At 41.9% G+C, this 24,944-nt stretch carries 19 protein-coding genes and 2 pseudogenes; 10 read left to right on the top strand and 11 right to left on the bottom strand.

The window, feature by feature from the left end; translation table 11 throughout:
• Positions 1–59 precede the first annotated feature (59 nt).
• Both DXX93_RS09610 and DXX93_RS09605 read right to left on the bottom strand, forming a co-directional pair.
• The gene (locus tag DXX93_RS09610; protein ID WP_116007910.1) at positions 60–596 is read right to left on the bottom strand and encodes an AAA family ATPase; all 537 of its coding nucleotides are present in this window, start codon (positions 594–596) and stop codon (positions 60–62) included.
• Between the two features lie 94 nt (positions 597–690).
• Positions 691–3,315 (bottom strand): DNA polymerase II, encoded by a 2,625-nt coding sequence (locus DXX93_RS09605; protein WP_258872639.1) that lies wholly within the window; start codon positions 3,313–3,315, stop codon positions 691–693.
• Positions 3,316–3,390: 75 nt separating this feature from the next.
• Here DXX93_RS09605 and dinG point away from each other — a divergent pair, with 75 nt between their 5' ends.
• Positions 3,391–5,529, top strand: coding sequence for an ATP-dependent DNA helicase DinG (gene dinG, locus DXX93_RS09600; protein ID WP_116007909.1), 2,139 nt, complete (start codon positions 3,391–3,393; stop codon positions 5,527–5,529).
• 72 nt (positions 5,530–5,601) lie between these two features.
• Here dinG and DXX93_RS09595 read toward each other — a convergent pair whose 3' ends face one another.
• Together DXX93_RS09595 and pdsO are read right to left on the bottom strand one after the other, a co-directional pair.
• Positions 5,602–6,072 carry a hypothetical protein gene (locus DXX93_RS09595; protein WP_116007908.1) on the bottom strand — a complete coding sequence of 157 codons (471 nt, stop codon included), beginning with the start codon at positions 6,070–6,072 and terminating at the stop codon, positions 5,602–5,604.
• 299 nt (positions 6,073–6,371) lie between these two features.
• Positions 6,372–7,148 carry a sortase-associated OmpA-like protein PdsO gene (gene pdsO, locus DXX93_RS09590; protein WP_116007907.1) on the bottom strand — a complete coding sequence of 259 codons (777 nt, stop codon included), beginning with the start codon at positions 7,146–7,148 and terminating at the stop codon, positions 6,372–6,374.
• 257 nt (positions 7,149–7,405) lie between these two features.
• Between pdsO and pdsR the strand changes: the two genes are divergently transcribed.
• Positions 7,406–8,131, top strand: coding sequence for a proteobacterial dedicated sortase system response regulator (pdsR, locus tag DXX93_RS09585; protein ID WP_116007906.1), 726 nt, complete (start codon positions 7,406–7,408; stop codon positions 8,129–8,131).
• A gap of 5 nt (positions 8,132–8,136) precedes the next feature.
• A complete protein-coding gene (pdsS, locus tag DXX93_RS09580) occupies positions 8,137–10,383 on the top strand; it encodes a proteobacterial dedicated sortase system histidine kinase (RefSeq protein ID WP_116007905.1) in 2,247 nt (748 codons plus the stop codon).
• A gap of 73 nt (positions 10,384–10,456) precedes the next feature.
• Here the strand turns inward: pdsS and queE are convergent, their stop codons facing one another.
• Entirely contained in the window at positions 10,457–11,158 is a 702-nt protein-coding gene (gene queE, locus DXX93_RS09575) for a 7-carboxy-7-deazaguanine synthase QueE (RefSeq protein WP_116007904.1), read from the bottom strand.
• Between the two features lie 69 nt (positions 11,159–11,227).
• On the opposite strand from queE, the gene queC reads away from it, so the two are divergent.
• The 3 genes from queC (at position 11,228) to DXX93_RS09560 (ending at position 13,996) form a co-directional block, all read left to right on the top strand.
• Positions 11,228–11,893: a 7-cyano-7-deazaguanine synthase QueC gene (queC, locus tag DXX93_RS09570; RefSeq protein ID WP_116007903.1), complete on the top strand. Its 666-nt coding sequence runs from the start codon at positions 11,228–11,230 to the stop codon at positions 11,891–11,893.
• A gap of 145 nt (positions 11,894–12,038) precedes the next feature.
• Positions 12,039–13,490 (top strand): HDOD domain-containing protein, encoded by a 1,452-nt coding sequence (locus DXX93_RS09565; protein ID WP_116007902.1) that lies wholly within the window; start codon positions 12,039–12,041, stop codon positions 13,488–13,490.
• The gene (locus tag DXX93_RS09560) at positions 13,487–13,996 is read left to right on the top strand and encodes a DUF2937 family protein (protein ID WP_116007901.1); all 510 of its coding nucleotides are present in this window, start codon (positions 13,487–13,489) and stop codon (positions 13,994–13,996) included. The genes DXX93_RS09565 and DXX93_RS09560 overlap by 4 nt, the downstream gene beginning before the upstream one ends.
• 115 nt (positions 13,997–14,111) lie before the next feature.
• Here the strand turns inward: DXX93_RS09560 and DXX93_RS09555 are convergent, their stop codons facing one another.
• Genes DXX93_RS09555 through pheS form a run of 3 tightly spaced genes read right to left on the bottom strand, consistent with a single transcriptional unit; the run spans position 14,112 to position 17,797 of the window.
• Complete coding sequence (locus tag DXX93_RS09555; protein WP_116007900.1) at positions 14,112–14,402, bottom strand: integration host factor subunit alpha; 291 nt, start codon at positions 14,400–14,402, stop codon at positions 14,112–14,114.
• Positions 14,403–14,405: 3 nt separating this feature from the next.
• On the bottom strand, positions 14,406–16,805 hold the full coding sequence (gene pheT, locus DXX93_RS09550; protein ID WP_116007899.1) for a phenylalanine--tRNA ligase subunit beta: 2,400 nt from the start codon (positions 16,803–16,805) through the stop codon (positions 14,406–14,408).
• 11 nt (positions 16,806–16,816) lie between these two features.
• Entirely contained in the window at positions 16,817–17,797 is a 981-nt protein-coding gene (gene pheS / locus DXX93_RS09545; RefSeq protein ID WP_116000144.1) for a phenylalanine--tRNA ligase subunit alpha, read from the bottom strand.
• Positions 17,798–18,535: 738 nt separating this feature from the next.
• On the opposite strand from pheS, the gene DXX93_RS09540 reads away from it, so the two are divergent.
• On the top strand, positions 18,536–20,530 hold the full coding sequence (locus tag DXX93_RS09540) for a HAMP domain-containing methyl-accepting chemotaxis protein (protein ID WP_116007898.1): 1,995 nt from the start codon (positions 18,536–18,538) through the stop codon (positions 20,528–20,530).
• Between the two features lie 114 nt (positions 20,531–20,644).
• Here DXX93_RS09540 and DXX93_RS09535 read toward each other — a convergent pair.
• Together DXX93_RS09535 and DXX93_RS09530 are read right to left on the bottom strand one after the other, a co-directional pair.
• Positions 20,645–21,615, bottom strand: a pseudogene (locus DXX93_RS09535) (IS481 family transposase).
• 278 nt (positions 21,616–21,893) lie between these two features.
• Positions 21,894–22,376, bottom strand: a complete 483-nt coding sequence (locus DXX93_RS09530) for an ester cyclase (protein ID WP_181902185.1) — start codon at positions 22,374–22,376, stop codon at positions 21,894–21,896.
• An 86-nt stretch (positions 22,377–22,462) separates the two neighbouring features.
• Here DXX93_RS09530 and DXX93_RS09525 point away from each other — a divergent pair, with 86 nt between their 5' ends.
• A complete protein-coding gene (locus DXX93_RS09525) occupies positions 22,463–22,852 on the top strand; it encodes a winged helix-turn-helix transcriptional regulator (RefSeq protein ID WP_116007896.1) in 390 nt (129 codons plus the stop codon).
• Positions 22,853–22,937: 85 nt separating this feature from the next.
• On the top strand, positions 22,938–23,567 hold the full coding sequence (locus tag DXX93_RS09520; RefSeq protein ID WP_116007895.1) for a hypothetical protein: 630 nt from the start codon (positions 22,938–22,940) through the stop codon (positions 23,565–23,567).
• 127 nt (positions 23,568–23,694) lie between these two features.
• Here DXX93_RS09520 and DXX93_RS21000 read toward each other — a convergent pair.
• A pseudogene (locus DXX93_RS21000) lies at positions 23,695–23,959 on the bottom strand (IS110 family transposase); the annotation flags it as partial.
• A gap of 121 nt (positions 23,960–24,080) precedes the next feature.
• Between DXX93_RS21000 and DXX93_RS09515 the strand changes: the two are divergent.
• A complete protein-coding gene (locus DXX93_RS09515; RefSeq protein ID WP_181902184.1) occupies positions 24,081–24,932 on the top strand; it encodes a PD40 domain-containing protein in 852 nt (283 codons plus the stop codon).
• Positions 24,933–24,944: the final 12 nt, after the last annotated feature.

Below are 24,944 nucleotides of genomic sequence, written 5' to 3'. Positions count from 1 at the left end.
TGTAAACAGTAAACAGTAAACAGTAAACAGATACAACCTAACAACGCTATTTGCACAAATCACTTATTTTTTAAATAAGACTCAATTTCGGTTGCAGACTGTTCAATTGTTAAATTGCTGGTGGCTAATCGAATAGACTCTACATTTGGTATAGTTGCTGAGAAATCGAATTTCTTTAAGTACTTGTCCAAATACTGTTTTGATTGAAGTTTATTCGTATTTTTTCTTTCGTCACTTAGTACTCGCCTTAAATGCTCGTCATAATCGCAGGATAGATATACAAAATCCGAACAAACGCTAAATTCCTGCAATAAATCAAGAAGGCCTTCAATAAAGAAATTACTTGCGGGGTTTACATAGCAAAAAGTGAATACAATGCCTTTATCTTTTTGTGTTTCAAACATTGTTCGAAATGCATCTAAGCATATTTTTCGCTGGTATTTTTCAAAACCTGCGTTACCAAAGCCAATGACCGCGCAGGCAACATCAAATGCTAAATGCTGTGGAAATAACTTCCATCCATTTCTTGCTGCTAATTCTCTTGCAACACTTTCTTTACCAACGCCAGATGCCCCATAAATCATCACAAACTTCATCGTCATTCCGTTTTACTATTTAGGTTACCTATAACTTAACTGTTTATATTTACAGTATCAAGAAAACTAAAATAAGGGACAAATACCCCAAAACTTACGATGAAAACAAATCCAATTGATTATCCGTGATCTGCTCAAACGATAAATTCACAAAAGGTAAAATCGCATCGGCAACGGCCTTTAACTGGCGTTCAATATACAAATCGTAGTCCAGTGGCGCGCTTTGTTGCTCTATCGCTTGTGGGCCTTGGGTAGTCAGCACATATTCGATATAACCGCGCTTTTGGTATTTGGCTTTTTGGCCATTAGCAAGGTTAATCGCATCAGCTGCTCTTGCCGCTTTAATATGGGGTGGCACATTTTTGACATAGTCATCAAGCTTGCGGCGGATACGCTTACGATATATCAATTTTTCATCAAGCTGCCCTGCTCTAGTTTGATTCACAGTATCAAGCACAAAGTCGCTAACGGGCTGGTCGTGAAATATTTTATGGTACAAGACTTGTTGAAAATTTTTTGCCAGTGGCGTCCAATCAGTACGGACGGTTTCTAGCCCTTTAAACACCATACGCTCGTTTGGCTTGCCATTATCTTTGCCCGATTTTTCAGCTTTATTGATTACAAGACCAGCGTAGCGCTTTTTTGTACCGACATCGGCTAGGCCGCGAATAGTCGGCATAAAAAATCGGGAAAAATGGGTTTCAAATTCAATTTCTAGCTTACTTTCAATCTGGTATTCACTGGCAATATGCTCGTCCCATTTTTGATTAATTAGCTGCTCAAGCTCTTTGCCGATACGCCTCGATTCTTTAACCTTGTGTGACTCACCAATAGCGATAAATATTGAATCGGTATCGCCGTAAATCACTTGATAACCAATATCTTCAATCCACTGTTTGGTCGTTTTTAAAATTTGGTGACCCCGCTTGGTAATAGAGCCTGACAGCCTAGGGTCGAAGAATCGACAGCCAGTAGAGCCCAGCACACCATAAAACGAGTTCATAATAATTTTAATCGCTTGCGATAACGCCGCGTTTTTATCGCGTTTGGCTTTGTCGCGCTCAGCCCAAAGCTCGTCAATAATAGCCGGAAGAAAGTGATGATCTCGTGAAAAATAGGCATCATCAAAACCGGGAACGGTTTGCTTTTGCGCTTCTACATCACCATCTTCTGCATTTACGCCTTCAATTAAGCCTTCAATCTTTACGCTCTTATCTTTAAGCCCCTGAGCCTTTAGCCCTTCTATTAACCCCATAGGATCAATATAAAAGGTGCGGATAATACTTGGGTACAGGCTTTTAAAGTCAAGCACGAGCACATTGCGATAAAGCCCCGGAATGGAGTTCATTACATAGCCACCAGGCGAAATTAGATCCGATTTTCCATCCCCGAGATTCGGCGCAATATAGCCAGCACGATGTAGTTTAGGTAAATAAAGGTTAGTAAAAGCAGCCACCGAGCCACCAATTCGATCAAGCGATAACCCGGTTAACTTGGCTCTAAGCTTGGCAAAAGCGAGCAAATCGGTATGTTCAAATATCTGCCAGACTAAACGGCAATCCTCTAGGTTGTAGGCAGCCAATGCCTTTTTGTTATGGTGAAAGTTATCAACAATCTCGTACAGGCGATTTTCCACATCTTTGACTTGTTTACGCTTACCTAATAACTCATGGGCAACATTGTCGAGCGAGAACGAAGCAAAGTTATAGGTGGCACTTTTCAGTAGATCAATCCCATCAATAACAACTCGCCCTTCGATATCCATAAAATTTTGTTCGCTATTACGCTGCTTGCGCCAATTGGGAGCACTATTATCACGGCCAATCGCAAAGGGAATACCGTGCAAATCATAGCGCTTTTGAAACAAACTAAAATCGAAATTCACCACATTCCACCCGATAAATACATCGGGATCGTACTCGTTCACCCAAGCTATAAAACGTTGCAGTAGCGCTGCCTCGTTAGCAAGCCATTCAATATAATCGTAGCTTTCATCAAGCGGCTCAGGCTTGCCTATCATCATGACTTTTTGGCAGGTATCGCTATAAAGCCCAATCGAATACAACTCCCCTTTAGGGCTACACTCCAGATCAATTGACACCATAGAAAGCTTGATATCGCCCGCTGATTTTTTACATTTGGCTTGATAGAAGGTTGGATACTGATGGGTTTGGTTTGGCGTATAGTTACTCGCTTGGCCAGTAAAATAACAATTATCGGTAACAAAGCGCTCCATTAAGTAGCGATCTTCTGGGCGAATATCGTCTTCAAAACACTTTATGTAGTGCTGTTTCAGCAGCTCTCTCGCCTGATAAAACTCCCTTAACTTACCGAAATAAAGCCCTGATACGGGTTGTTGTGCGAAGGTTTTGAGAGGTAGCGATGTAACCTTAGCCGGTTGCAGTTGATATTTAGCAAGCAGTTGAATCGCCTTTTCTTGCTCTGTTTGATGAATAAACAGCAGTGCGTATTCATCAGTAACTTTTAGGTTAACTGGCCCTTGCTGTGTTATTAACCACAGTGAAATCACCATGCCGCGGCGGGTATCATAGGTTTTTCTAGTTAACACAAAGCCATATACATTGCTCTTCACATTTTCATTATCAACACGGGGAACACGGGCGCTTTCATCACAAGCGCTCATATCCTGAGCGGCTTTTCCATGAGAGTCGTTAGCAATAGGATTACTCGCCATAAAATTGTCAGATAAGTTGGCCATTAAGTCTCGCCACATGCCACCACAAACTGTTAATATATACAGCAGTCTAAAACAAATACCTGTGAATGGGAACCAATGTCGACCGCCACCAAGAAGTCAACCAGCGCGCTTAGCGATAATATTAAACAAGCCATTCGCACTTCCTATAAAGCCATAGGTGAAAGCCTCCCCAACTTTAACCCGCGCAAACAGCAAACCTTTTTAATTGCTGAAATTGCCAAAACATTGGCCGGAGAGTACGACAAAACCCGAAAAATCATTGCCGTTGAAGCCGGAACAGGCACAGGTAAATCACTAGCTTATAGCTTGAGTACCATTCCGTTAGCGCTGTCGAAAAAGAAAAAAGTAGTAATATCTACCGCGACTGTTGCCCTGCAAGAGCAGCTGGTCAATAAAGACTTGCCCTTTTTGAAAGATCACGGCGGTATAGACTTTGACTTTACCTTAGCGAAAGGTCGCCAGCGCTATGTTTGCCGCCATAAACTGGCGGCCGCCGCAAATGCCAGCGAAAACCCACAACCCGGATTTACTTTTGCTGAGCAGCCAAATCGCTTTGATATCAAGCTCATTAAAGAACTCAACAGCGCATTGAATGAAAACCGTTGGCAAGGTGATAGAGACAGCTGGGCAGATCCTATCCCAAATCATGTTTGGCTAGCCATTCAATCGGATAAACACAGCTGTTTGCGCCACTTAGCCGAGCATACCCACTGCCCGTTTCACAAAGCACGCGACACCATGGATAAAGCCGATGTGCTGGTGATTAACCATTCACTGCTATTATCAGATTTAGAAATGGGCGGCGGTAAAATCCTGCCAGAGCCCGATGAAACCTACTATGTGATTGATGAAGCGCACCATCTCCCCAAGGTTACGCGTGACCATTCAAGTGCCGCAATTACCATAAAAGGCTCGTTAGAATGGCTGCAAAAAGTCGCGGATACGGGTGATAAAGTTGCCAAGTTAATTAAATCGCAATCGTCAATTAACCCGTCACTCAAACTCGCCGATGATTGCCAATCACTGATTGCCGATATGCAAAAAATTCTGCAATTTATTGAAGCGAACCAAGCCACCTATTTTGCTAATGCCGAGCAAAATAATAATCATGGCAATAGCACACCCAGTTATCGGTTTGAGCACGGTATTATTCCACAGTTAATAAAAACCAGCGCGGAAGATTTAAGCGAATACAGCCGAAAATGTTTAGCCCACGGTAATAAACTTTATTACTTGTTGGTGGAAGCGGTGAAAGATGGTGACGTAAAAGCATATTTAGCCGAGCCTTTGTTATCGGAATTTGGTTTTTTACTGCAACGCTTAGAAAACTTTAACGCGCTTTGGGTGATGTACGCGAAAACTGACAGCGAAAAAGCTGCCCCGCTTGCTCGCTGGTTAGAAAAATTAACGGGTAAAAAACAAGACTACTTATTATCGGCCTCCCCCATTGAAGTGGGTTACACGCTGGAAGATAAGCTTTGGTCAAAATGTGCTGGTGCGGTGCTGTGCTCTGCCACTATCGTTGCGCTCAACTCGTTTGATCATTTTCGCCGCCAAGTGGGACTGTCGAATAATGATGGTACGCAATATCAAAAAGTCGATTCACCATTTAACTATCGTGAAAACGCTGTGCTGTCTGTGCCTAATGTACGCTATGAACCAAGTCACCCTTCGTTCACAGACGAGCTTTGTAAATTACTACCGGCATTAATCAAAAAAGATGAGGCAACACTGGTACTATTTTCTTCTTATTGGCAAATGGAGCAAGTGGCGAAAGTAATGCGTGAAAAACATAAAATTTCACTGCAAATGCAAGGAGAGCAAGCGCGCAGCTATATTATTGAAAATCATAAAAAGAAATGTGACAACAATAAAGCCAGTATTTTATTTGGCACCCAAAGTTTTTCTGAAGGATTAGACTTACCCGGCAATTATCTGACTAACCTAGTGATCACAAAATTACCATTTTCTGTACCGACTTCACCTGTTGAAGAAGCCCATGCGGAATATGTGACTGCCAAAGGGGGCAACCCATTTATGTCGATAACTGTGCCTGATGCTTCTAATAAGCTAATTCAAGCCTGTGGTCGCCTGCTTCGTAATGAGCAAGATAGCGGCGTAATTACCCTGCTTGATCGCCGAGTCGTGACAAAGCGCTACGGTGGTGAATTGCTTGATGCTCTGCCACCATTTAAACGCCAAATAACCTATTAATCACAAAAATAGATAAGGTTATCATAAACTAAAGTCTATTTTTGAGTGTACTAACTTATTGAAATTTAAGGGCTAGCGCTGCGTTTTCGGCCAGTTTGCTAGTTCATCCTTAACCCAAGCCAAACCTTCATTGAAGTCTGAAAAGCCAGCGTAACTGATGTCAGCAAACTGGTAGAGTCGCTGGTAAATATTTTCCGCGACTCCACGGCCTTCGACATCTGGGGGGTAAATAAAAGCAGACGCAATTGGAGAGATGCCTTCATCTTTGAAGGACTTTAAGTCGTCTTGATAAGATTCAATGGCTTCTTCTAGCACTAAACAAGACTGAGAAAATATACAAAGATCAGCCCAGTAGCCCCACTTAGATTTAAAGGTCGGGCAAACTTGTCGCTCTACCTGAGCCAAGGCTTGAGCCAGTTCTTTATTAAAGGGGCCACGTGCATGATAAACAACTATTCGCTCTGCTGGAATTTCAAGATCAACAATACCATGCTGCCGAAAATGTAAGTCAACAATTGAGTCCGTGCTGTAGGGCTTAGTCATGGTGGTTTACAAATGAAATTCCATCAATTAATTAACTATAAATGAATTTTTCAAAGATTGTTAACAGCGACAAATGCCACAAAAGCATTCTGAGTAATTTCAGGTTAAGCCAATAAAAAACCAAGGCACGATGTCACATGGAAATGTTACATGCCTTGGTTTTATTGGGGCTTAATTGAAATTTTAAGTTAAATGAGATTAGCGATATCCGTTAAGTCATTACTTTTTAGTGATATCTCCTCCGTTAATCTGCCGAATGTTAATCTAGTGCTTAGCTTTTAAAGCCTATTTTATAGCGCTTAGTTTTTTGCCATTTGCTTATCACTTTGTTGAACGCTGATCATCACACGGCGATCATAAAAGCTAGATTCTTGTTGTGCGTTGGCGACTACAGGGTGATTCTCACCATAGCCAATCGTATTGATTCGATGCCCGCCAACACCTTGGTTAACTAAAGCGGTTTTCACACTTTCTGCACGAGCGAGCGATAACGCTTGGTTGCGTTTGCTACTGCCGAGTAAGTCAGTGTAACCAGACAAATCAATGGTTAGGTCTTCGTTATTGTTAAGAATACTGGCCAGCGCATTCACTTGCTTGGCGTAGTAACTTGGGATATCGCTTGAGCCAGTATTGAACTGTAAACTCATCATTAAATTACTGGCTTGCAAGGCACTGGCTTTTACTTGCGACTGCTCGAACGCTAACAGCTCTTGTTGGTGCTGAAACTCTGCGTTTTGCATCTGGCTTTTAAGGCTAGCTAACTGCATTTCGTAGTTTTTCGCTTGCGCTGCATTTGCTTTAGTTAGCTCAACAATATCTTCTTCACCATTGAGGGATTTCATTAAAAAGGTCCCGGCAAGACCTGTGATCATGGCACCAGCTGGACCACCAAAAATACCCCCTAAAATCGCGCCGGCACCGAAGCCTAGTTCTTCTTTGCTCTCATCAGAAAAAGTGTCGTCAGTTAAGCCTTTAACTTGTGACTCTGATAATGACTGGGAATGAGAATTAGCTTGTGCCATAGGTGTTAATACTAAACTCGTTAAAATTGCTGACGTTAATAGAAGTTTTTTCATCTCGTTATCCTTTTACCTTTGGGTGTTATGTTCTGTTTAGATAAGTTGTTTGGGAACTTGATGATTATTAAACACAGCAAAAGCGACCAAATCGGGCGACAAAAATGGCAAGTTGGCGAGCAAATGTGGCAACAATCTGGCAATTTTGCCAAAAGTGCCCAGCTGACAATAAATTAGGATATAGTGAACGCCATTAAGAAAGTGGCTCAAAGCCATCAATAAGCAATAAAGTAAAGTAAGCGACATGGGTAAAAGATATGAGTAAACGCATAGCGATAGTAGAAGACGACGACGCCATTCGTGAAAACTATGCCGACGTATTGCGCCATCAAGGGTATCAAGTGCAAAGCTTTGCGAATCGACAAAGCGCAGAAGCGGCTTTTACTGTTCGTCTACCTAACTTAGTGATCCTAGATATTGGGCTACACGACGAATACGACGCAGGCTTTGAGCTTTGCCAATGGCTAAGAGCCAAGTCTTCTACTTTACCGATTATCTTTTTAACTGCGCGCGATAATGATGTGGATACTGTCTCTGGTCTGCGCATTGGTGCAGACGACTACTTAACCAAAGATATTAGCCTGCCACATTTAACCGCCCGCATTGCCGCGCTGTTTCGTCGTCAAGATGCGCAGAACAAACCAGTCGAGCAAGAGAACTTAATTGAACGCGGGCCATTAGTGATCGACAGCCAGAAAATGACCATTAAATGGCATAATCATTACGTAGAGCTCACGGTTACCGAGTTCTGGATGGTGTTTGCACTAGCGAAATCACCGGGGCATGTGAAAAACCGCCAGCAGCTGATGCAAGATTCACAAATTTTTGTTGATGACAGCACCATCACTTCTCACATCAAACGTATTCGCAAAAAATTCAGTAAAATTGAAGCTGACTTTAACTGCATTGAGACCGTCTATGGTATGGGTTATCGCTGGAATGATGCAGAGCAAAACGCATCCTCACTAAACAACGAGGCATAGCTTTGATGACATTGCCTAGCCGCGCAGACACTATTTCTGCCAATAAAGGCTTTATCCGCATTGGGCTAAGAACCAAACTGGTGATCCTCTCTAGTTTTCTCTTCACCATTCCATGGTTTGGCTATCAGTATGTTTGGGAGATGGAAAAATACCTGCGCTATGGACAAGAACAAACCATTGTCGGTACTGCTAGAGCGCTGGCAACAACACTACACGATCGCCCTAATCTGTTCGACAATCAAGCGTCTTTCTTAGCGAGCGTTGAAAAAGGTAAGGATTTATATGGCTTTCAGATCCGCCAACCCATTCAATTAGATGGTCGCTACAACGACTGGCCTGATTTTGAAGGTAAAGCACATTTTTACCAAGACTCAAACATTATCTGGCAAGAACCCAATCAAGCCGTTAGCCTTCGCTTTAATGCCGCCGTCGGCAAATACGACAAGTACTTGTACCTATTTTTTAATGTTGTTGACGATAAGCTCGTTTTTCGAGGCAACAATGCGCGGTCAATTTATCTCAATGACCATTTAACACTTAGCCTTACAGCCCCTGATGGCGAGCATCAGCAATATATTGTCAGTAATAAAAATCAAGGCTGGATAGAATCTTTCCAGCTGGATAATCAAACAGGCCGCCCACAGCCGATTAACTATATTCAAGGGGTTTGGCAGTCAAATAACACAGGCTATAACGTTGAACTGCGCCTACCGCTTGACTATGTCGGTAACAAAATAGGCTTTAGTTTTGCCGATGTCGATACGCCAAGCACTAAGGCAACGAGTTTAGTGGGCTCGGCTAATACGTCTGATCCTGAGCAACTAGGAACAATTCTCGTCCCCTCGCCAGAAATAGAGCGCATTGTGAAAGGCATGAGCTATACCCAATCAAGCATTTGGGTGATAGATAAACACCAGCGGGTACTGGCGAGCGCTGGAGATATTAATAGTGCTAGCGGTGTTTGGCGTTCAACCACGTCAACAGATGCCAGCGAAGGCATTTGGCCAACATGGTGGCATTGGCTGCAAACCCATGTTTTACATCCGCTTTACTACCAGGTACTCACTAAACCAACGCAAGATTTTTACGATCAGCTTTACGATGAAAGTCATTTAGCTGGCGAGCATATCGAGCAAGCATTATCGGGCGAAGTGCATAGCCAATGGCGGTTAAGTACTGATAAACAAGCGGTGATACTGTCGGCTGCCTACCCCATTTATATTGATGAACAGGTACAAGGGGCGGTGATAGTTGAAGAAACCACAAATGGTATTAAAACCCTAAGAAATAAAGCGTTAGAGCAACTATTTACCTCGATTTTAGCGATTTTACTCGTTGGCACCATCAGCTTTTTCTTTTTTGCGTCACGTATTTCTAATCGTATTCGTCAGCTACGCAATCACGCAGAAGTAGCAATAGACGAACACGGGCGAGTGAAAGAAGACCTACCGGCGCTAAAAGGTAATGACGAAATTGGTGATTTGTCGCGCAGTTTTTCTACTGCGGTATCGCGGTTAACTCAATACAACCAATACTTAGAGAACTTATCTTCGCGTTTGTCACACGAGCTTCGCACACCAATTGCCGTCGTGCGTACCTCTATAGAAAACTTGTCTATGTACCCTATTCCTGAAAACGCTAAAGCCTATATTGAGCGCGCAGAATCTGGCGTACATAGATTAAATCACATTATTACCAGCATGACGGAAGCTACTCGCGTTGAACAACTGCTGCAACGCACCGAAAAGCAAACCTTTAATGCCTATGAGGTTATTGCCAGCTGTATTAGCGGTTTTAAGCAAATTCACCCTGAAACGAGGTTTAACTTTCAGGCACCGAATCAAAAAGCCAATGTGTTGGGTTCACCTGAACACTTGGCGCAAATGTTGGAGAAAATTGTGACCAATGCAGTCGAGTTTAGCTCTGATAGCCAAGTAGGGATCATGCTGATCACGGTGAAGAAAAATCTAATTTTAACCGTGAAAAACAATGGCGAGTTATTGCCAGATACGATGGAAAATCGTTTGTTTAATTCTATGGTATCGTTAAGGGAAGAAAGCAATTCTTTAATAAAAAACAATCAACAGACGCCAGCAACATCACAGCCATCGTCAAATTCACAACCACATTTGGGGCTTGGGCTATTTATCGCTAGGTTAATTTGCGAATACCATCAAGGACAAATCAGTGCACAAAACTGTTTTGACCCTAATGGCGTGCAAATTAATATCGAAATACCGCTAACTGAGTAAACAAATTAATTTGAGACAAGTTAGTCAGCAAAATAGCCCGGACTGGTTCAAACGGCTATCGCTATGGTTTAGATTATTCGATACCAATATATTTGTGTACTTGCACTGACAAGCGCCAATTGTTTTCGATACAGGTATTAATTGCTAGCTCAGTTGCGCGCTGCTTTTGGCTGATTGGTTGCAAGTAAACTTGTTTATCCGTGACTTGGTGCTCAGCCAATAGCGCTTTTAAATCATCAACATGTTGCTCAGTGGCCACTGGGTGTTTGATTTCATTAGCCCGCTGCATCGCCTGCGACAGTACTTTGTAGCCACCGCGCATATTCACTTTCGGTGATACCGTTACCCAACAGTTTTCGGTCGTATTAATTTCAAACGTGCCAGAGGTTTCAATTTGTGTGCTGTAGCCGCGACTTTCCAGCGCTGCGCAAAGCGGGGTTAAATCGAACATGCAAGGTTCACCACCGGTGATCACCACATGCTTGGCTTGGTAACTTTGCTCAACGAACAAAGCGGTAATGCCCTCAACTGACAATTCAGTCCAATGCTCTGACTCTTCGCGTTTTGCCAATAAATCCTTCACTGGAATGGCTAAATCAGGCTTGGTTTCCCAAGTGTGTTTAGTATCGCACCAAGAGCAACCGACAGGACACCCTTGTAAACGGATAAATATCGAGGGCTGTCCCGTAAAAGAGCCCTCACCTTGCAAGGTTTCAAAGAGCTCATTAATTTTATAAAAAGTGGTTTTTTCGCTAGGTGTTATGTCAGTTGTCATGCTTTCGCTAAAGAGGTAGATCAAGTAAAATTCAACGCATTATCGATTATACCCTAAGAGAAGTAATAAATGACTGAAAAAGTTGTCGTTATCTATTCCGGCGGCATGGATTCATACACAGTACTGAATCGCGCCATTAAAGATGGTATGGAAGTATACCCACTGACATTTGACTATGGTCAACGCCATGTGAAAGAAATTGATTGTGCCGCGGCGGTATGTAAATCGTTAAACGTACCGCATAAGGTCATTGATATTTCTGCGATTAATCAGCTATTGGCGGGCTCATCACTAACCGATGATATCGATATTCCTGAAGGTCATTACGAAGAAGAAAGCATGAAATCTACCGTTGTACCAAACCGCAATATGATTTTGCTTTCACTTGCGGTTGGTTATGCCGTATCGGTTGGTGCTTCAAAGGTTTATTACGGTGCACACTCTGGTGACCATGCCATCTATCCTGATTGTCGCCCAGAATTCGTTGAGAAAATGAATGATGTTTGCCAAATTGCCAACTATGAAGCGGTAGAAATTTATAGCCCTTATTTGAGCGTAAGTAAAACCGCGATTTTAACTGACGGCATAGCAATGGGCTTAGACTATAGCCAAACTTGGACCTGCTACAACGGTCGTGAACATGCTTGCGGTAAATGTGGTGCCTGCCAAGAGCGTTTAGAAGCCTTCCGCGATAATGACGCAGCTGACCCATTAACCTATGAAGCTACAGCATGATTCGCTAGCGCTAATTATAAAGTAAGTCTCGCGGGCAATCTTGCCCGCTTTTTAGTCTTATTGTTTGTAAATTACACTGTTGTCTGTCATCTTTACTAAACGTAGCTCATATTAAACAAAAACTTAGCTTGTTTTTGGTGGTGGCGTGGCAGCAAAAAAAGCCAATTCAGAACATTGGATTTCAATCATTTCGCAGCGAGAATTACCAGCGTTAACCTCAACTGCGCTGTTACTCGATAAATTTGCTAACGATGATGTTTCATCCCTACCTCGATTAAGCAACGCGATTTTGCACGATCAAGTGCTTTCTTCTTCTTTACTCAAAGTTGCCAATAGTATTCAGCGCATTGGCGTCAACAAAATCACCACAGTCTCTCGTGCTACGGTGATCCTTGGCATTCAAACCGTCAAAAATATTTGTCTGACCTCTAAAGTCATTGAAAGCCTATTGAAACATAAAGATCTCGATATTGAGGTCTACACGCGAATAAAAAGCTTGATGGCACAGTCATTTTTTGCCGGGCAACTCGCCAAAATGATGCTCCCTAATCACAGCGAAGAAATTCAAGAAGAAGTGTATATCGCAGCGATGCTACGCAGAATCGGCGAAACGGCATTTTGGTGTTTAGGTAAAGAATTTCAAGAAGAGCTAGATCACTTAATTAATGTGCCCAAACAACGCTATGAAGAAGCATGTATCGAGCTTATCGGTATGACGTTTGATGAACTTAGCATTGGCTTAGCACGCCGCTGGCAACTAGGTGATTTAATGATTAAATCCCTCGATAATCCAAAGCAACGTACCCTTGAAATGCAAGTTATCTACCTCGCCGACAGACTAGTGCACTATATTCACAACCCACCCACTGCGATTAAGTACAACAAATTTATTCGCCAGATCGCCGAGCTGATGAAAATATCGGATCAACAGCTACTTTATCGGGTGAAACAAACACGTGAAACCTCGATTAAGTTGCTCGAGTCGTACGGTGCACAAATACTCATAGAATACGTGAAAAAGCTACCGACAGCTGCCGAACTGGCGCATGATAACCAGTTTGTTTATGAGGAGATTGTCAATAAAGAAGCGGCCTTGCTTAAAACCATTCAGCACCTCACCAGCATGACGTTGACCACCAAAGACGCCAGCCTGTACCTAGAATATACGCTAACGCAATTGGCGAGAATTTTAAACTTTGAAACCTGTTCGTTTTACTTGCTCACTAACTTAAAACAAACATTAACTTGTCGCCAAACCGTTAATCATTTTGGCAAAGTCGTTGAAGAGCCGCTCACCATATCATTATCGGATCAGAAGTCTTTATTTAACCGCATTTTATATACGCAGCAGCCAGCATTGATCAATAAGGAAAGCGAACACAATAACGCCCGTTTTCCTTACCCTGTTAACAAGTTATTGGCCAAGTCAAAATTGGTAATTTCAACAGTACATATAAAACAAAGCAATATCGGCATAATTATTGGACAGCGTAAAAAGCCAATCATAGAACAAGTAGAACTAGACAACTTTCAATTACTTATTCAACACCTTAATATGTGCCTAACGCTAATTTCTCCCAACAAAAAAGCCACATGATCACCACCGCGATTAAATCGACGCTAGACTATTGCTTATTTACCTTAGGTTTTATTTTAGCCGTACAACTGCCTGAATTTATTCAACAATATAAGCAATATTTGGCAGGTAAACTGAGTGAAACCCAGTGGCATTTAAATGGCTATCAACAAATTGCCGATCAAAACTATCAAGGCAGCCTTCCTGATTTAATTCAAGATTACCTAGCAAGTGGTAAACAAGCGATTGAACAAACTGGCCAATTGGTAAATGAGATGTTAGCTCGCAAACAGAGCCTTGCAGATACCATAGCGTCGCTTGAGAGCAGTAGTTATATCGAGCAAGTGTTTAGCTTATTGACCAAGGTAAATGTTGAAGACGCAGAAACGGTACTCAGCTATTATCAATTAGCGATCCCACTAACCGTTGAAGCACTAGCGTCTGGTGTTGTTTTAGCCTTTACCTTTATATGGCTCCGCATGTTATTCACAGGGCTTTTTGGCCGAATGTTACCGCAAGGAGCCTAACATTGCTGCTTGGTTAACAAAAATTCACGCATAAAAAATCGAGGCATAAGCCTCGATTTTTTATCTTCGCTAGCAACAAGTTAAACCTTCTTTATCTTGCAGCCAATAGCAAACTTTACTCGTTGCCGTCTTCAACACGACTTTTAAGTTTTTGACCTGGTCTAAAAGTAACCACTTTGCGGGCAGAGATAGGAATATCTTCACCCGTTTTAGGGTTTCTGCCAGGACGTTGGCTTTTTTCTCTCAAGTCAAAGTTGCCAAAGCCTGATAATTTAACCTGCTCACCTTCTTCAAGGGTTTCTCGAATTTCTTCAAAAAACACCTCAACCATATCTTTAGCATCGCGTTTACTCAACCCGACATTTTCATATAGGTGTTCTGCGATTTCTGCTTTGGTTAGCGCCATTGCTTAATCCCTCAGTGATGCATTTAATTCAGTTTTTAATGTATCAACAACCCGATTAACAACTTCTGTTATATCTTTTTCTTCAAGGGTTTTTTCAACGTCTTGCAAGGTCATTGCTATCGCTAAACTCTTAAAGCCAGGTTCGATACCTTTGCCTGTGTATACATCGAACAAGTTTAGATCAACTAAATAATTTCCGCCAACCTTTTCAATGAGTTGTAACACATTATTTGCTTCAACTTGCTCTTCAACCACAACTGCGATATCGCGACGGTTGGCAGGGAAGCGAGAAATGTCGGTAGCTTGGGGTACATTTAAGGTGAGAACAGCATCTAACAATAATTCAAACACTAAAGTGCGGCCGTTTAATCCTAATTTTCTTTCTAATTCAGGATGTAAGGTGCCAAGGTAACCAACTAGCTCGCCATCTTTGTGAACTGCCGCGGTTTGACCCGGATGCAATGCATCGATTTCTGCTTTAGAAAATTCAAACTCAGCGCCTTTACCCGTAACGGCTAACATGGCTTCAACATCACCCTTGATATCGAAGAAATCAGCAGCTGCTTTGGCTAAGTTCCAGTGCTCTTGGTTTTGTGAACCTGAGATAACACCTGCGATCATTTGCTGTTGGCGTACACCATTCTCTGCACTTTCGTCAGGAATAAAACGAAGACCGGTTTCAAACAAACGAACACGACCTTGCTGACGGTTTTGGTTGTAAGTCACCGCTTGTAACAAACCTGTCCACAGGCTTAAACGCATCACCGACATTTCAGATGAAATTGGGTGTGGTAACGTCATTACTTCTTGGTTCGGGTGCAATAAAGCTTGTACTTTCGGGTCAACAAAGCTGTAAGTGATCGCTTCTTGGTAACCGCGATTAATCAGCGCTTGGCGCAGTTTAGTTAAACCTAACTTACCTTCGCTGTGCTTGCGCATTGAAAGTGACGCTTGCGGGGCAACATTTGGAATATTGTTGTAGCCAAAAATACGCGCCACTTCTTCAATTAAATCAACTTCAATTGAAATATCGAAACGGTAACCTGGTACAGTCACTTCCCAAACATCGTTCGCGAAAGCAACCGTGAAACCTAAACGAGTTAGAATTTCAGACACTTTGTCGTCTTCAATGTGTAAACCAATGCGTTGATCTAATTTCACACGACGAAGACTCACTTGGCGCGGCTGAGGAATATGCTCGTCAGATTTTGCTTCAACGATTGGGCCAGCTTCACCACCAACAATATCAAGTAGTAACTGAGTTGCACGCTCCATTGCATCACGTTGAAGTTCAGGATCAACACCACGCTCGTAACGGTGAGACGCATCAGTGTGTAAACCGTATTGACGCGCTTTACCTAAAATCGCTAATGGCGCAAAGAAGGCACTTTCTAGGAAAATATCTTTGCTACCTTCGGCTACGCCAGAGTGAAGACCACCGAAGATACCTGCCATCGCTAAAGACTTGTTATCATCGGCAATAACTAAAGTTTCTTGAGAAAGCGTCACTTCGTTTTCGTCTAATAAAACGAGCTTTTCTTCTTTGTTAGCAAAACGTACATCAATGGCGCCGTCGATTTTGGCTAAATCGAAAGCGTGCATCGGGTGGCCTAACTCAAGCAGAACGTAGTTAGTCACATCAACCACAGGGTCGATTGAGCGCACACCACAGCGACGCAGCTTTTCTACCATCCAAAGTGGTGTTGTTGCTTCAAGGTTAATGCCTTTAATGACACGACCTAAATAGCGCGGGCAAGCTGCTGGTGCTGATAATTTAATTTCGCGGGTATCTTCAATTGTTGCAGGTACTGGCTCAATCGCAACTTCGGTCACAGCTAAGCTATTTAATACGCCTACTTCACGAGCTAAGCCTTTAATGCCCAAACAGTCACCACGGTTAGCCGTTAAATCAACATCAATCGTGTTGTCGTTTAAGTCTAAGTAGTCACGAATATCTTTGCCGATTGGCGCATCAGCTGGCAATTCAATAATACCATCAGCGCTTTCTGCCATACCGAGTTCAGATTCTGAACACAGCATACCGAATGAAGGTTGACCGCGAAGTTTCGCTTTCTTAATTTTGAAGTTACCCGGTAGTACGGCGCCCACCATAGCAACCGCTACTTTAAGACCTAAGCGACAGTTTTTCGCGCCACAAACGATATCTAATAATTCGCCGTCAGTGCTGGCATCGCCAACGTTAATTTTGGTAACTTGTAGTTTGTCTGCATCTGGGTGTTGACCACACTCAACCACTTCACCAACCACAACGCCAGAGAACTCACCCGCAACGGGGTCGACGCCATCAACTTCAAGACCAGCCATTGTAATTTGGTGCGCTAACTCGTCAGAAGTACTCTCTGGGTTAACCCACTCTCTTAACCAAGATTCACTAAATTTCATTATCGCTCGCCCTACTTAAACTGTTTTAATAATCGAAGATCGTTTTCAAAGAATGAACGTAAGTCGTTCACGCCGTAGCGCAACATGGTTAAACGCTCAACACCCATACCAAAGGCGAAGCCGGTGTATTCTTCTGGATCGATACCCACTGATTTAAGTACGTTCGGGTGAACCATGCCACAGCCTAGTACTTCTAACCATTTGCCGTTTTTACCCATGACATCCACTTCTGCCGAAGGCTCAGTGAACGGGAAGTAAGACGGACGGAAACGAATTTGTAGGTCTTCTTCAAAGAAGTTATGTAAGAAGTCGTGCAAAATACCTTTTAGGTGCGTAAAGCTCACGTCTTTATCAACTAATAAACCTTCGACCTGATGGAACATTGGTGTATGGGTTTGGTCGTAATCGTTACGGTATACACGGCCCGGCGAAATAATGCGCAGTGGCGGCTTCTCCGCTTCCATGGTGCGAATTTGTACGCCTGATGTTTGCGTACGTAATACCAACTTAGGGTTAAAGTAGAAGGTATCGTGATCTTGACGTGCTGGGTGATGCTCAGGAATATTCAAGGCATCAAAGTTGTGGAAATCATCTTCCACTTCTGGACCCGCTTTTACTTCAAAGCCTAACTCGCTAAAGAATGATTCGATACGTTCAATTGTGCGCGTTACTGGGTGTAAACCACCAATTTCATTGGTGTTACCCGGCAAAGTTACGTCAATTGATTCAGCCGCTAATTTTGCTTTAATTTCCTCTGCACGCAGTAACTCACCGCGTTCAGTTAATAGCTTTTGTACTTGCTGCTTAGCTTGGTTGATTACTTGACCCGCTTTTGGCTTTTCTTCTTTAGGTAGCTGGCCTAAGCCTTTCATCTTTTCGGTAAACACACCTTTTTTACCTAGGTAGCTTACGCGCACGTCATCTAGTGCAGCAGGTGTAGACGCCGCAGCGATCTCTTGCTCTGCTTGCAAAATTATATCGTCTAAGTTCATGATTTCCTCTAAAGCGAATTGCTTAAGTTAGACTTATTCGTATGCCCACCCCACGTTGAAAAACCATGCTTTTCTTGGACTTTTCTCGGAATAGGTCAATTTAAAAAATGGTGAATGATTCTACATAAAAAGCGAGGAGAAATGTAGAGCTAATATTGGCTTAGCGCTAATTTTATTGGGTTTTTATAGATGTTTCTTTAGAGGAGTGAATTATTAAGAGTTTTATGAAAAGTTAATGGATGATATAGGCTGTTACACGCTTGTAGGTAGCTTTCAGTTTAGAGCTGCCTTTTCTGTCTAAATATGAAGATAAATTACGATTTGATTTCGGTGATAAACACCAAAGTAGTCAAGTAAATTTCCACTAAGCAACACAAGCCGACCAACAAGGCTTTTGCCAAGCAAAAACCATATAAAACAAACAACTAATTACTACATCATTTTAAATTTTTACTCACCAGCGAACACCCAAGCCAAAGTAAATCGGGAGCTGACTTATTTACCAATAGTTATCTCCTATCCGTTTTCAATCAGGAAAGTTGACACCGTACTGGTGCAATATTTTGAACCTTTTAACGCGTGTCAATAATCGCTTCAACATTTAAAACAGTAAACAACCACTTGTTTAACTTAAAGTTATGATTATCTTAATCTAAAGAAAGAATGGCCTTGTTACATCGCTTTAGTTTAAAACAATCTATGATTACAATTAATACAAAAAATTAGGGAAATAAATTAATGAACAAATTTCAGCAACTGACACTAGCTCAAAAGTTGTATGCGGGCTTTGGAGTTGTTTTAACGCTCATTGTGGTCGTTGGCGTACTCTCTTATTTTGCTCTGCAAAATGCAACTCAAGGTTTTACTGGTTATCGTGAAATGGCCAGAGACACCAATTTATCAGGTCGAGTCCAAGCCAACATGTTAATGGTAAGGATGAATGTTAAAGACTTTATTATTACCAATTCAGACAAAGACAAGCAGCAATTTGAGGAATATTGGCAAAAAACGCAGAGCTTTATGCAAGAAGCCCAGAGGGAAATTAACGCATCAAATAGAGCCAAAGCCATTGATGAAGTTGACGATAGCTTAACACTTTATCATGACAGCTTTGAACAGGTCGTCTCTCTCGTAGGACAGCGCCATACTTTAGTCAAACAAGTATTGGATGTGAAAGGCCCCGAAGCAGAGCGAAATCTCACCAAAATACTGCAATCGGCTAAAGACGATGGCGATATGGTGGCAGCATATGGTGCCTCGCTTGCAACCCGAAGTTTGTTGTTGGCTCGTTTATATGCGGGTAAATTTTTGAATACGAATGAGTTATCGGCTGTTGAAAGAGTTAAAAGCGAATTTGCCGATCTTAACAGAGAGCTGGATACCCTGGACTCGGAGTTGCAAAATGTAACACGAAGAGAGTTACTGGCTAACACTCAAACGCTCACCGCAGAGTATTACAATACCTTTTTGCAGGTTGTGGACATTATTCTCCAGCGCAATAACATCATCACGACCAAGCTAGACAAAATAGGCCCTGACGTTGCCAAAAAAGTTGAAGATGTAAAGCTAGATATCAAGTCGGTGCAAGACACCTTAGGGCCTGAATTAGTCGCCGCGAATGAAGACTCAATTTTATTAATCGAAACCATTGTCGTTATTTCAATCATTATTGGCATATTCTGCTCAATAGTGGTGACTAGGCTTGTTCTTAAACAGATGGGTGGTGAGCCCAGCGAAGTCATCGCGGTGGCGCAACGCGTCGCAAACGGCGAGCTTGATCTTAACTTACCTAAAAACAATACCCAAGCTAACAGCTTATATGCCGCCATTATCACTATGGTTGATACGTTAAAAGAGAAAGCTGAATTAGCGGCGAAGATTGCCGAAGGCGATTTATCTAAAAATATTACCTTAGCATCAAATAAAGACAACCTAGGCCAGTCGCTGCAAACCATGACCGAACAATTACACGGCGTCATCTCTCAAGTGCAAAGCTCTAGCGATAAAATAAGTTCAGCAAGTAATGTGGTATTGAAAAATAGTGATGACTTAGCCTCAGGCATGACTAACCAAGCAGCATCACTGGAGCAAATATCCTCGTCTTTAGAAGAGCTTTCGGCGCAAACTAGCTTGAATGCAGATAATGCAGACAAAGCCAATGAACTCGCCAACAACGCCAAACAATTTGCGCAAACTGGCCGTGACAAAATGCAGCAAATGACGGAGGCAATGTTAGAAATTGACTCAGCGGGACAAAGCATTTCTAACTTTATTAATACCATTGATGAAATTGCCGCACAAACCAATTTGCTTGCATTAAATGCCGCTATTGAGGCAGCAAGAGCTGGCGAACAGGGGCGAGGCTTCGCGGTTGTTGCCGACGAAGTAAGAGGGCTAGCCGCAAGAAGCACACAAGCTGCTGATGAAACCAAAAAGCTAGTGGCGATGTCGACAGAAAAGACAGCAACAGGCAACCAAATTGCAGAGCAAACATCCAATGCGTTACAACAGATCTATAGTCAAATAAATGAAACCGCAGCGCTTGTCTCTGATATTTCCAACGCCAATAATGAACAGGCTCAAGGGGTTAACTTTATTAATCAAGGCGTTGCTGAAATAGATAAAGTGATTCAACAATCTCTTGATATTTCTAAACTAAATGCCAGCGAAACCAATAACTTAACGACCTCAGCAAATGAGTTAAAAGTGATGTTAGAGCGCTTTAAACTGTAACGTCTGGCATCTGATCAATACTTAATGATTAAAAAGACTTTGTAATACATTTGTAAATTGTAGAAGTTCAGACCTGATCTAACGATTACCAGTTTAGAACGGGTGTCCGTCAGGTTAGTTTGAACTTAAATTCTTTTCAGTCCAAACCGATTTACCATCAATGAGCGTTTCCATTGGCGTTCTGCCACAGCAGATTTTACCCTGATGGGTTCGTTCATTGTTGTAGTATTCGAGCCATTCGTCCAGATCTTTTTGAAGCTCATCTAAGCTCATATACAAGCGTTTACGGAATGTTACTTGATAGAATTCCTGTAATATCGTTTTGTGGAAACGTTCACAGATACCGTTAGTTTGCGGTGATTTGACCTTCGTTTTTGTGTGATCGATATCGTTAATTGCCAAATACATTTGGTAATCGTGATTCTCGATTTTTCCACAGTATTCCGTGCCACGGTCAGTAAGAATACGTAGCATAGGAAGGTCATGAGATTCGAAGAATGGCAACACCTTATCATTGAGCGTATCAGCCGCTGTAATCGGTGTTTTCATTGTATAAAGTTTAGCGAAAGCAACCTTCGAATAGGTATCAACAAACGTCTGCTGGTAGACACGGCCAACACCTTTAAGATTCCCCACGTAAAACGTGTCCTGTGATCCTAGATAACCGGGATGCGCGGTCTCTATTTCACCGCAAGCCTCATCGTCTAGCTTCTTGCGCTCAAGTGCCTGAACTTGGCTAAGCCATGACGCAGCCAGACGGAACGAACACCACTGGGAGAGACGAAGATGCCTTGCTTGCGTAATTCATTACTCGCTCTGGTTTGCCCATGGGCAGGATATTCGACCGCGTAATCAATAACAGCCAATTCAATCGCTTCATCGACTCGGTTTTTAACATTAGGTACTCGACGGTTTTGATTGAGTAAAGCTTCAACGCCACCTTCTTCATTTGCTTGTTGATAGCGATAAAACGTATCGCGAGATACACCCATCACTTTGCAAGCTTGCGTAATGTTACCTAATTCTTCGGCTAAGTTGAGTAAACCGACTTTGTGTTTAATGACAGGGTTGTTAGTATGAATCATGAGAGTTACCTCTTTGTTTAGTTTGGATTAGACACCCTTAAACTAAACTGGTAACTCTCTCTTTTGAAAGTGAAATGTCAGATCAGATTGAAACTTCTATATGTAAATATAACAAATGTATCAGCCAGGCCCTAAAGCTCCACACTTTAAAAGGGCGCAAAACGCTTGGCTGCGCTCCTTCGTCGCAAAGTATAGCCAAGCATTTTTCGCCTTTTAGTAGGCGTTAGAGTTTTTCGCAGCGCCTGCGTAAATATTAGACGCTGCTTTCAATATTTTTATTAATGCCCAATAGCTCCTACTTGAGCTAAAAATGCAATCCAATCTTCTAAATGATAGGTTTCAAACACCATGCCGTCATCATTAAAATGATGAACATCAATTGCTTTAGCAACGAATTGCTTACCTGTACCTTCAACGCCTAGTAGTGGACCAGTGTGGGTACCAGAAAACGTACTTCTTACAACAATTGTGTTGCCTTCCTCAATCATTTCTTCGATCTTCCAGTTAAGATCACTTATAGATTCGTGCACTAGAGGGATAAATTGTTTAAAACCAGATCGTCCTGTTAGCTGTCCAGGGTTTGGATCATGAGTGACCCAGTCTTCGACAATAATCTTATCTAATTTCTCCACATCACCTTTTCCGAACGCATCATAGAATGCAACTAACCTTTCTTTTCTTGTCATATCAGCAGCTCCAGCATAAGTCATATTCAATACACAAATAAATAAAGTAAATATACAAATAAATTTTTTAGTCACTATCGTTTTTCTCCTCTGAGTTAAGTTGCGACACATAGTATCCAATGTATACTAGGCGTCAATTAGGCACCTATAGGTAATAAAGTATGCTCAAGGTAACTGCCACAAGTAAAAATGATGCATTAAATTGTCCATATCGAGACGTGATTGATAGAATCGGCGATAAATGGAGTCTTCTAATATTAACGGTATTGGAAGAAAAGCCGACAAGGTTCAATGAACTGCGCAGAACTATTGGCGATATTTCACAAAAAGTTTTAACTAAAACATTGCGAAACTTGGAATCTGATGGGTTCGTAATTAGAACCGTGTATGATGAAAGCCCGCCAAAAGTCGTATATAAAATATCACCCCTTGGTTCTGGCTTATTACAGCCTATAGATCAGCTTGTAGCATGGGCAAACGATAATCACGAAAAGATAAAAGCCAATAGAGAAGAGTACAAAAATTCTAACAAGCACATTAAATCGGACTAAAAACGCTTGGCTTGGTTCGGTTCAGCCACAATTGTAGCCAAGTATGTTTGCCGTTTATTTAAGGTTATATATCTAGGAGAGTTCATTGCTAGTTGCCAGTTTAATAATATCCATTTTTAGTTTATTGGTTGCGGGTGCAGCTTTGTATTTCTCTCATTTGAAAAAAGCAGATATTAGAGCTGTTTTAGGCCCTCAAATTGATATTTACCATCATGACTACGAAGCAGGAGTTTCTACTGGTTTTATTATACCCGTCTCGTTTGTCAACGACTCATCATCAACAGGTACAGTAATTAGAGCAGCGATTAGCATCCATGGGAAAGGCTGTGAAGATGAACGTTTCTTTATGCAATGGTTAAAGTTTGATTATTTAGATGAAAAATCAGAGAAATGGAAGCATGAAGAAGATGCACGCCCTATTGTTCTCAGTGCAAAGAGTGGTGTCCATAAAAATTTATGGTGCATGTGGTTTGCCCACAACCAAATGAAATTGGAGTTCAACAAAGGTACTTATGAAATTTGTTTGCATTATTGGACTTCTGAAAAGAAAGAACCAGCTAAAGTCGAAAAAACGTTCTTTGTCTCCAAAGAAGTAGCTGATGTATTTGATGAATGGAGATCTTCAAAGCAAACTAGTAGCATTAAGTTTGTGCTAGATAAAGAGCTAGAAAACAACAAGCTTATGAATTCAGAAGAATTTAGTAAGTTGCTATAGATATATCACAAGCTAATTAATAAGGACAAAAAACAGTTGGCTATTTGCATTCCTCAACGTTTTAGCCAACAGTTCTTTGCCTATTGTTAGAACGTTAGGTGTTCCAAAGTAGTGGCAACAAATTGAAGTTCTTTTCGTTTTGGCAATGCAGAATGACAAGTTTAGACGCCATGATATGTACTTCATGCCCAAGCTTAGTAATTGCCCTCGCCCAGTAGTGAGCACCTGAGCAAGCCTCCCCCAATACGGCAAGGTGTTAACTTGGCAATTTCCGCTAACAACTTGTTTCACTTGACTGTTTTGCATAATTGACACTTGTCATGACTATCGACACCATGGATACTAAAAACAGGTTTGGCTAAATCGATGCCAATTGCTTCGGTAAGTGAGATATGGACTCTCCTCAATTGAAGCTATTTACCAACTTCGTTAGCTGCCAATCTGGATTTTGAGCTATCGCCTGATGTATCTAAACCATTGTGTAATGAATCTTTTTAATTTTAGGAGCCAGTTGTGAAAAAAAGATATCGCTTAATTTCTTTACTTTTTTTGTCCGCTATAAGTAACAAGGGCTTAGGTCAAAATGATGGCTTAGTGATTAAAGGAGCGTATTTGGGGCAGCAGCCTCCAGGGTTAAACGCTGAAGTTTTTGCTCCAGGTATTGTTTCGACGAAACATCGTGATTTTAGCGGCTTTTTTTCGCCAGATATGCAAGAGTTTTATTTCACTAGGATGGATAATGAAACCCAAGAGTGGACATTGATAGTTTATAAAAATGAAAACAATCAATGGAACGAGTCTACTATCGGGCCTCGGATTGGCAGACCCATTCTCTCTCCTGATGGCAATACTATGCATTTGGGTAAGTATTATATTGAGCGAACCGAGACGGGCTGGACCGATGTAAAAAGCCTTGGCCCAATGTTTGATAGGGATGATTGGGGCATAATGCGGCTTTCAGCCTCCGAAAACGGCACCTATGTTTTAGACGATTATAAAAATGGTGATGTAATCCGCATATCTACTTTTACAAATGGCGAACGCCAACCGCCCAAAGAGATGGCTTCCGTGATCAACACAGGTAAATATAGCGCCCACCCCTTTATATCGCCTGATGAATCTTATTTGATCTGGGATACTGAAAGAGAAGATGGATATGGCGAGTCTGATCTTTACATAAGTTTTCGAAAAAAAGATGGGGCATGGGGAGAAGCCATCAACTTGGGAGATAAAGTCAATACAGAATCGTGGGAAGCTGGCGGATATGTGACCCCCGATGGCAAGTATCTGTTTTTTAATAGACACCATGATATGTATTGGGTTGATGCAACATTTATTGAGGAACTTCGACCTAAATTAGATTAAGTAAGAGGGCAG

This window comes from Thalassotalea euphylliae, assembly GCF_003390335.1.
In the GTDB taxonomy this organism is placed as follows: Bacteria; Pseudomonadota; Gammaproteobacteria; order Enterobacterales; family Alteromonadaceae; genus Thalassotalea_F; species Thalassotalea_F euphylliae_B.
The sequence above is the reverse complement of the archived record's forward strand: the minus strand, read 5'-3'. Positions and strand labels throughout refer to the sequence as shown.

Coding starts and splice junctions, on each gene's coding strand:
- DXX93_RS09610 (WP_116007910.1), bottom strand. CDS start 596: ATGAAGTTTGTGATGATTTATGGGGCATCTGGCGTTGGTAAAGAAAGT.
- DXX93_RS09605 (WP_258872639.1), bottom strand. CDS start 3,315: ATGGCCAACTTATCTGACAATTTTATGGCGAGTAATCCTATTGCTAAC.
- dinG (WP_116007909.1), top strand. CDS start 3,391: ATGTCGACCGCCACCAAGAAGTCAACCAGCGCGCTTAGCGATAATATT.
- DXX93_RS09595 (WP_116007908.1), bottom strand. CDS start 6,072: ATGACTAAGCCCTACAGCACGGACTCAATTGTTGACTTACATTTTCGG.
- pdsO (WP_116007907.1), bottom strand. CDS start 7,148: ATGAAAAAACTTCTATTAACGTCAGCAATTTTAACGAGTTTAGTATTA.
- pdsR (WP_116007906.1), top strand. CDS start 7,406: ATGAGTAAACGCATAGCGATAGTAGAAGACGACGACGCCATTCGTGAA.
- pdsS (WP_116007905.1), top strand. CDS start 8,137: ATGACATTGCCTAGCCGCGCAGACACTATTTCTGCCAATAAAGGCTTT.
- queE (WP_116007904.1), bottom strand. CDS start 11,158: ATGACAACTGACATAACACCTAGCGAAAAAACCACTTTTTATAAAATT.
- queC (WP_116007903.1), top strand. CDS start 11,228: ATGACTGAAAAAGTTGTCGTTATCTATTCCGGCGGCATGGATTCATAC.
- DXX93_RS09560 (WP_116007901.1), top strand. CDS start 13,487: ATGATCACCACCGCGATTAAATCGACGCTAGACTATTGCTTATTTACC.
- DXX93_RS09555 (WP_116007900.1), bottom strand. CDS start 14,402: ATGGCGCTAACCAAAGCAGAAATCGCAGAACACCTATATGAAAATGTC.
- pheT (WP_116007899.1), bottom strand. CDS start 16,805: ATGAAATTTAGTGAATCTTGGTTAAGAGAGTGGGTTAACCCAGAGAGT.
- pheS (WP_116000144.1), bottom strand. CDS start 17,797: ATGAACTTAGACGATATAATTTTGCAAGCAGAGCAAGAGATCGCTGCG.
- DXX93_RS09540 (WP_116007898.1), top strand. CDS start 18,536: ATGAACAAATTTCAGCAACTGACACTAGCTCAAAAGTTGTATGCGGGC.
- DXX93_RS09525 (WP_116007896.1), top strand. CDS start 22,463: ATGCTCAAGGTAACTGCCACAAGTAAAAATGATGCATTAAATTGTCCA.